This window comes from Scopulibacillus darangshiensis, assembly GCF_004341035.1.
Classification (GTDB): Bacteria; Bacillota; Bacilli; order Bacillales; family Sporolactobacillaceae; genus Scopulibacillus; species Scopulibacillus darangshiensis.
This window is the reverse complement of sequence record NZ_SLXK01000005.1, coordinates 1-7,162: the sequence shown is the minus strand read 5'-3', so window position 1 is coordinate 7,162 and position 7,162 is coordinate 1. Positions and strand designations below refer to the sequence as shown.

The following is a 7,162-nucleotide window of genomic DNA, read 5'->3' as shown; positions in this document are numbered from 1 at the left end:
AGACTTGGCTTTAAAGCCAAGTTTTTTCTGTCTCATCATAACGAAGCGGTGATCGGGAAATTTCATTATATTTATTTGTGGAATGATCTGGCAACGCATATACTTTCGCAGCTTTGATATCAAGATCCAACAGCGGCGGGGTATTTTTTCTGATATTGGTTATGAGCGGCAGTGAAAGATCAGCTTTTCGCTTATTCAGATAGGACTGACCTTTTTGGTTCATGCCCAATAACCTGATATATGGGGCCAACTTATTTGTTAATGTGCCCTTCATATCCCTTTTTTTCGTGTTTGTTAAGGTGTGGACACAAAGCCTTTGCAGCCTTGTCCATGTGTATCTTTTTGTTTTTAGTTCTTCCATAAAGGCTTTAAAGCTGTCAGTCCTCTCAACGATGCGGAGCATCCTATGTTCAAGACCTTCTTCAGCTTCGTATATATCAACGAGTTCTTCGAGCTGTACAGTAATGAGTTTATAGAATAAATAAGGATAATAATGCTCCCAATGATGCAAACTGCCGGACTTTTGTGCAGCATCAAGCCGACGGTAAGTAAAGTCTGGAACTTTGCTTTGTATCTTATGTAATTGACCACCTTCTGCGAAAATTGTTTGCCGAATGCTTGTAGCACTGGCAATACTGTTGTCAGTTAAATTGGCATCGTGGTATTCGGCTGCCACCCTTTTAATTGTATCCACACTGATTGCGCTACCTTGGTCTTTTACAGCCTTTAGGTAGTGGTAGCCAAGAATATTATTTGGTTTTGAGAGATCGACGATCGGCATGTCCGGCAGATTAAGTGAGCGAAAAGCGAGGGCTTGTGATTTAGGATAGCTATGCCCCTGTTTTAAATATTTTTTTATTTCCAAGTCATATTCTGTTTGATGCTCGCATGTAAAGGAAAGAGTATTAATAAATGGTTGAATGTCACCCTGTTCGCTGCCAAAGCAAAGATGTGTCGTTCCAAGGGCATCAAGAATTGATACCGCCCCATTCGCAAAAATTTCGGCTTTCTGGGTTGCAAATGCGTAAGGAAGTTCGACAACAAGGTCAATCCCCGCCTCAAGAGCCATCTTTGTTCGTTCCCATTTCGAAAGGAGCGCGGGTTCACCCCTTTGCAAAAAATTCCCGCTCATCACAGCAATAACAAGGTCAGCTTTGGTTTGATCAATAGACTTTTGCAAATGATAAAAATGGCCATTATGAAAAGGATTGTATTCGACAATCACACCGGTAACATTCATCTTTAACACCTCGGTTTTCGGATTTTAAAACAAGCCATGGCTATACTTTATGTGTCAGCGATTTCTGTTGTAAAGACATTGCCTTGACAATTAATCAGACTAAGATTATAATTACATTTGTTGTTTAAAAGGTGGTATTGTAATGACTCTTAAATGGACAGTACCTGAATTACTCCAGTATAAGCATGAAGGACTGACCTTTCAAGAAAAAGTCTCCTTGCCGGATATGAAGGAAATCGATCCGGAGGTAAGAAGCATCACACCAGTTGACGTGCAGGGTGTCGTTGAATATGCGAAACAATCGATAACCTTTCATTTAACTTTAGTTGGTCAAATGATTCTGCCTTGTGCCATTACACTGGAGGATGTAGAACATCCGTTCCATATTCATACATCAGAAACCTTTCTTCTTGATTCATCGGCTGAGATTGATGAAGCTGATCATGAAGTTGTCCATGATGTTGAAGATAATATCATTGATTTAAAGCCATACATTGCGGAAGCGATTATAGTTGAAAAGCCGATGCGTGTTGTCAGCGACAAAGCGAAGCAACAACCGAAGCCTGAAGGTGAAGGTTGGGAGCTTGTAACTGAAGAAGAGCGGAAAAATCAAATTGATCCCAGGTTGGAAAAACTAAAAAAGTTTTTTAACGAATAATTTGTTCCAAGGGGGTGTGAACCGTGGCAGTACCAAAAAGAAGAACATCTACTACTCGCAAAAACAAGCGTCGCACACACTTCAAGCTTCAAGTACCGGGAATGGTCAAGTGTGAATCATGCGGTGAGTATAAATTAGCACACCGTGTATGTCCTGAATGTGGCTCATACAAAGGTGAAGAAGTTGTTGAGAAGTAAGAATTGAACACCGAGAAGAGCAGGGAGGAAAACCTCCTTGCTTTTTTTGTTTGATTTAAAATAAAGCCAATTTCACCCAGTCATTAACAAAGTAATAGAAAAGAGTCTATCTATCCTATCAATTGCATATGATAAGAAAAAGTTAAGATTGGGGGATAGAATGCCATGTCAACCATTCGGCAAGACGCATGGTCACACGATGAAGATCTTTTACTAGCGGAAACTGTTCTGAGACATATAAGGGAGGGCAGTACACAGCTTGCCGCATTTGAGGAGGTTGGTCAACAATTATCCAGAACCTCTGCAGCTTGCGGATTTAGATGGAATTCACTTGTAAGAAAGCAATATGATTCTGCAATCGCATTGGCAAAAAAACAACGGAAGACAGCTCAGGCAAAAAATAAGGCGGCGGCTGTGTCGAAGCAAAAGGATGCTGACACTGCAAATGTTGAACCAAGGGCAGAGGCGGAATATGATCGTTTTGACATGACTAGCGAAAAATTAAATCTGGAAGGCGTTATAGCTTATTTAAAACAACTAAATGATCAAACAGTTCAGCAACCCCGTTTACAGAATAAGGTTAATGAACTGACCTACCAGCTTAATGTAGCTCAGGGGGAAAATGCCGAGTTAAAAAAATCGTTTGATAAACTTAACCGGGATTATCTTTTGATGAAAGACGATTACAAAGCACTAATGCAAATAATGGATAGGGCAAGAAAAATGGCGGGGACAAATGAGGGAGATTCAAATTCCCGAATCAGCTTCCAACTAGACGGTGAGCAGGAGCTCGAAAGATTGAATAAATGAGGACGCTTATTTTAAAATAAAAAAAGTCCCTATTTTTATAGGGAACTTTTTTATTTGCACGCTTTAATCCAATTCCTGTTCACTGACCCCTTGTGGAAACCATACGAAGGGGCTTTCGCCGCGGTCTCGTTCCGTATTGTACTGAATAGGTTCAAAGGCCATTTTTGTCCAGAAATCACTGGATTGGTTTCTTCCATTCGTTTTTACCGGCAAGTTGAAAGACTTGGCAAATTCAACAAGTGCTCTTCCGTAACCTCGCCCCCGATAATTAGGGAGAACCTCCAGCTTCCAAAGCTCTAAATAATCTTGAGGTGGTTCAAAATATCGGTCAAACTTCTGACTTATTCTATACAAACTCATTCTTCCGACGAGCTTATCACCATAATAGATCCCATAAAAAGGTGATTCAATATCGTTTTCCACCATGTTAGCCTCAAGATCTTCCAACATTGATAATTCCTGAGCGCCAAATTCCCGAAACTTCTTGAATTCCTCAAGCGTTTTGAAATTAACATTCAAATGCTGGACCATTTCCACTTGATTCATCGTATTGCCCCCTTCTGTATAATTACCTCTTACATTCTAATTATATTATAATATAAAGCGACAAAAATTTCTGCTTACAGGCAAAATAAAATAAAGGGATTATTAATTAATTTGCCGAATATATTATATGATGCGCTAAAATTAAATAAAAAAGACGAGAGGGGAGATACATTGAAGAAGGTATTAATTGCCAACCGAGGAGAAATTGCAGATAGAATCTTGCGGACATGTGAACGGTTAGGCATCCAAACAGTTGTGATTTATTCTGAAGCAGATAAAGATTTGCCTTACGTTAATAAAGCGACAGAATCGGTATATATTGGCGCCCCCCCGGCGCAAAAGTCCTATATGAACCATGAAGCTGTTCTGAAGGCGGCCAAGGATGCAGGAGCCGATGCTATTCATCCCGGCTATGGCTTTTTATCAGAGAATGCCGGCTTTGTTAATGAGGTTGAAAACCGCGGATTAACGTTCATTGGTCCTGATGCCAAAACGATTGCTTTAATGGGCGATAAGGTGAAGGCTAGACAGACTATGAGTGCCGCCGGGGTTCCGGTTGTGCCCGGCAGTGATGGAGCTGTAAAAAATGCGGATGATGCCTGTGTTATCGCTGCTTCGATCGGTTATCCCGTCATGCTTAAGGCAAGTGCTGGCGGAGGAGGCATCGGGATGCAGCGGTGTTCTAACGAACAGCAGCTTGTTAAAGCATTTGCTTCGAATCAGGCAAGAGCCAAGGCTTACTTTGGCAGCTCAGAGATGTTTATTGAGAAGGCCATTGATAACGGCCGCCATATTGAAATTCAGATTTTCGGCGACTCAAAAGGCAATATCGTTCATTTGTTTGAGCGTGATTGCTCTGTTCAACGGCGAAATCAGAAAGTCATCGAAGAATCGCCGTCCCCGTTCTTATCGGATAAGACAAGAAAAGCAATGACTGAAGCTGCAGTTAAAGCCGCGGAATATGTCAATTATAAAAATGCCGGCACGATTGAATTTATCGTCGATGAAAATGAGCAATTTTACTTTTTGGAAATGAACACACGCCTTCAGGTAGAGCATCCTGTCACGGAGCACCAAACAGGTCTGGATCTTGTCGAATGGCAAATCCGCGTCGCGGATGGTGAAGCGCTGCCTTTGTCACAATCTGATATTAATTATAATGGCCATAGTATGGAATTTCGGCTATATGCTGAAGATCCGGAAACCTATCTTCCCTCACCGGGTCCGTTGTCAACATTTACGTATCGTGAGATGGAAGGGGTTCGTATTGATAAGGGATACTCTGAAGGAAACAGCGTGACACCATTTTATGACCCTATGATTGCGAAGATTATTGTAAGCGATTCCAATAGGGCGAGGGTTATAGAAAAAGCTGATGCGTTTTTTAACACATTTAAGGTTGAAGGTATTAAAACCAACATTCCTTTATTTCAAAGATTATTAGAAAGCGGCGAATTTAAGGACGGAAATTACACAACCCAAATTTTAAACAAGAAGAAGGAGAGATTATCATGAAACAAATCGATGCAGCAATGGCGGGCACAGTATTAAGCGTATTGGTAAAAAAGGGTGATGAGGTCAAAGCGGGTGATCAAGTTGCCATGCTTGAATCAATGAAAATGGAAATCCCAGTGGAAGCCGTGGAAGATGGTGTCGTCAGCGATGTTAAAGTCGATATGGGGGACTTTATTAACGAAGGTGACACTTTAATTGTTATGGATTAAATCCGAGCGAGCGCTCACTCTATACCTTGATGCGTGAACAAATCTTTATGGGAGGGAATATCATGCCAAACCAAGAAACATGGCTTCAAGAAAAGCTTGAAAAAATTCATTCAGGCGGCGCGCCAAAATACCACGAGAAGCTCGAACAAACGGGTAAAATGTTTGTCAGAGACCGTTTGAATATGCTTTTTGATAATGGAGAGTATTCGGTTGAAGATGGCCGGTTTGCCAATTTTGAAGCGGGTGACCTGCCAGCAGATGGTGTGGTAACTGCCATAGGTAAGTTAAATGGCCGCAAGGTTTGCGTTATGGCAAATGATTCAACAGTAAAAGCTGGTTCCTGGGGAGCGCGGACGGTTGAAAAAATCATTCGGATTCAGGAAACTGCTCAAAAATTAAAACTTCCGCTCCTTTATCTTGTAGATTCGGCCGGAGCCAGAATTACAGACCAATTAGACATGTTTCCAAACCGCCGAGGAGCAGGTAAAATTTTTTATAATCAGGTTAAAATGTCCGGCATGATCCCGCAAATTTGCTTGTTATTTGGCCCGTCTGCCGCTGGAGGTGCCTACATACCGGCATTTTGCGATATTGTCATTATGGTAGACAAAAACGCATCAATGTATTTGGGATCACCGCGGATGGCCGAAAAAGTCATTGGCGAAAAAGTAACATTGGAGGAAATGGGCGGAGCAAGAATGCATTGCAGCAAAAGCGGATGCGGCGACATCTTAGCAAAAAATGAAGAAGAGGCCATCACGTCAGTCAAATCCTATTTGGGTTATATGCCGGGCAATTATAAGCAAAAGCCTCCGGTAACAGAAGCTGTTGTGCCGCGTGAAGGCAGGAATATATCTGAAATCGTCCCGGAAAATCAAAATGCGCCCTTTGACATGTATGAGCTGATTGATTCATTGATTGATAAGGATAGCTTCTATGAAATAAAAAAACTGTTCGCTCAAGAGTTAATCACGGGGTTTGCCAGATTAAATGGGAAAGCGGTCGGCATCATCGCGAATCAGGCAAAGGTAAAAGGCGGCGTATTATTCGTAGATTCGGCTGATAAAGGTGCAAAATTCATTCAGCTTTGTGATGCTTTTTCAATTCCGCTTCTCTTCCTATCAGATGTTCCGGGATTTATGATCGGAACTAAAGTGGAGCAGGCCGGCATCATACGCCATGGCGCAAAGCTGATTGCCGCTGTAAGTGAGGCAACGGTGCCAAAGATCTCAGTCATTGTTCGGAAGGCTTATGGTGCGGGATTATACGCTATGGCAGGACCTGCTTTCGAACCTGATTGCTGCATCGCGCTTCCGACAGCACAAATCGCAGTAATGGGTCCAGAAGCAGCGGTTAACGCTGTTTATTCCAACAAAATCCAAGCTATTGAAGATCCGAAAGAACGGATCAAATATGTGCAGGAAAAACAGCGTGAATATAAAGAAACGATTGATATTTATAAGTTAGCATCGGAATTGATTGTTGACGATATCGTATCCGGCGACGAGCTTCGCAGTGTATTAATTGACCGTTACGGTATGTACGAGTCAAAGGAACTTGTCTTTAGCGAAAGAAAACACCCTGTATATCCTGTTTAATGAGGAGGATTGACCGCCGATTTTATCGGCGGTCGGTTTTTTTATTGTTAAATGAAAACCCTAGGCTAGGCCTAGGGTTCAGGAAAGCTTTCAGCGATGTATCAAAAAAAGCCCCTCTTAGTGCTAAAATAAACTTTGGTTCGCCAACCAAATTTATCGAACTAGGAGGGACCTTTTTATGTCATCTGACGTTAACAGTTTAGCACATACAAAATGGAATTGTAAGTATCATATTGTTTTTGCACCAAAGTGTAGAAGACAAGTTATATATGGAAAACTGAAAAAAGATATAGGCCTAGATTATTCATAGAAAATCCTCAATAAGACAGAAATGCTTACCCATCAAGCGATTTCGTCATACTATTACGCATCAAATAAATGAAAAAAGA

At 41.5% G+C, this 7,162-nt stretch carries 8 protein-coding genes and 1 pseudogene; 7 read left to right on the top strand and 2 right to left on the bottom strand.

Annotation, left to right across the window (positions count from 1 at the left end):
• Positions 1–10: 10 nt before the first annotated feature.
• Positions 11–1,240: a nucleotidyltransferase gene (locus tag EV207_RS05230; RefSeq protein ID WP_132744384.1), complete on the bottom strand. Its 1,230-nt coding sequence runs from the start codon at positions 1,238–1,240 to the stop codon at positions 11–13.
• 142 nt (positions 1,241–1,382) lie between these two features.
• Between EV207_RS05230 and EV207_RS05225 the strand changes: the two genes are divergently transcribed.
• The 3 genes from EV207_RS05225 to EV207_RS23670 all read left to right on the top strand — a co-directional run bounded on the left by EV207_RS05225 (position 1,383) and on the right by EV207_RS23670 (position 2,905).
• Positions 1,383–1,898: a YceD family protein gene (locus EV207_RS05225; RefSeq protein WP_132744382.1), complete on the top strand. Its 516-nt coding sequence runs from the start codon at positions 1,383–1,385 to the stop codon at positions 1,896–1,898.
• Between the two features lie 23 nt (positions 1,899–1,921).
• Entirely contained in the window at positions 1,922–2,095 is a 174-nt protein-coding gene (gene rpmF / locus EV207_RS05220) for a 50S ribosomal protein L32 (protein ID WP_132744380.1), read from the top strand.
• 165 nt (positions 2,096–2,260) lie between these two features.
• Complete coding sequence (locus EV207_RS23670; RefSeq protein WP_132744378.1) at positions 2,261–2,905, top strand: RsfA family transcriptional regulator; 645 nt, start codon at positions 2,261–2,263, stop codon at positions 2,903–2,905.
• Between the two features lie 63 nt (positions 2,906–2,968).
• On the opposite strand, the gene EV207_RS05210 is transcribed toward EV207_RS23670, so the two are convergent.
• A complete protein-coding gene (locus tag EV207_RS05210) occupies positions 2,969–3,451 on the bottom strand; it encodes an N-acetyltransferase (RefSeq protein WP_132744376.1) in 483 nt (160 codons plus the stop codon).
• A 171-nt stretch (positions 3,452–3,622) separates the two neighbouring features.
• Between EV207_RS05210 and EV207_RS05205 the strand changes: the two genes are divergently transcribed.
• The 4 genes and pseudogenes from EV207_RS05205 to EV207_RS05190 form a co-directional block, all read left to right on the top strand.
• Entirely contained in the window at positions 3,623–4,966 is a 1,344-nt protein-coding gene (locus EV207_RS05205) for an acetyl-CoA carboxylase biotin carboxylase subunit (protein ID WP_132744374.1), read from the top strand.
• Positions 4,963–5,175, top strand: a complete 213-nt coding sequence (locus EV207_RS05200; RefSeq protein ID WP_132744372.1) for a biotin/lipoyl-binding carrier protein — start codon at positions 4,963–4,965, stop codon at positions 5,173–5,175. Before EV207_RS05205 ends, EV207_RS05200 begins: the two co-directional genes overlap by 4 nt.
• A 62-nt stretch (positions 5,176–5,237) precedes the next feature.
• Positions 5,238–6,773, top strand: coding sequence for an acyl-CoA carboxylase subunit beta (locus EV207_RS05195; RefSeq protein ID WP_132744370.1), 1,536 nt, complete (start codon positions 5,238–5,240; stop codon positions 6,771–6,773).
• Between the two features lie 178 nt (positions 6,774–6,951).
• Positions 6,952–7,068: pseudogene (locus EV207_RS05190) on the top strand (transposase); the annotation flags it as partial.
• Positions 7,069–7,162 lie beyond the last annotated feature (94 nt).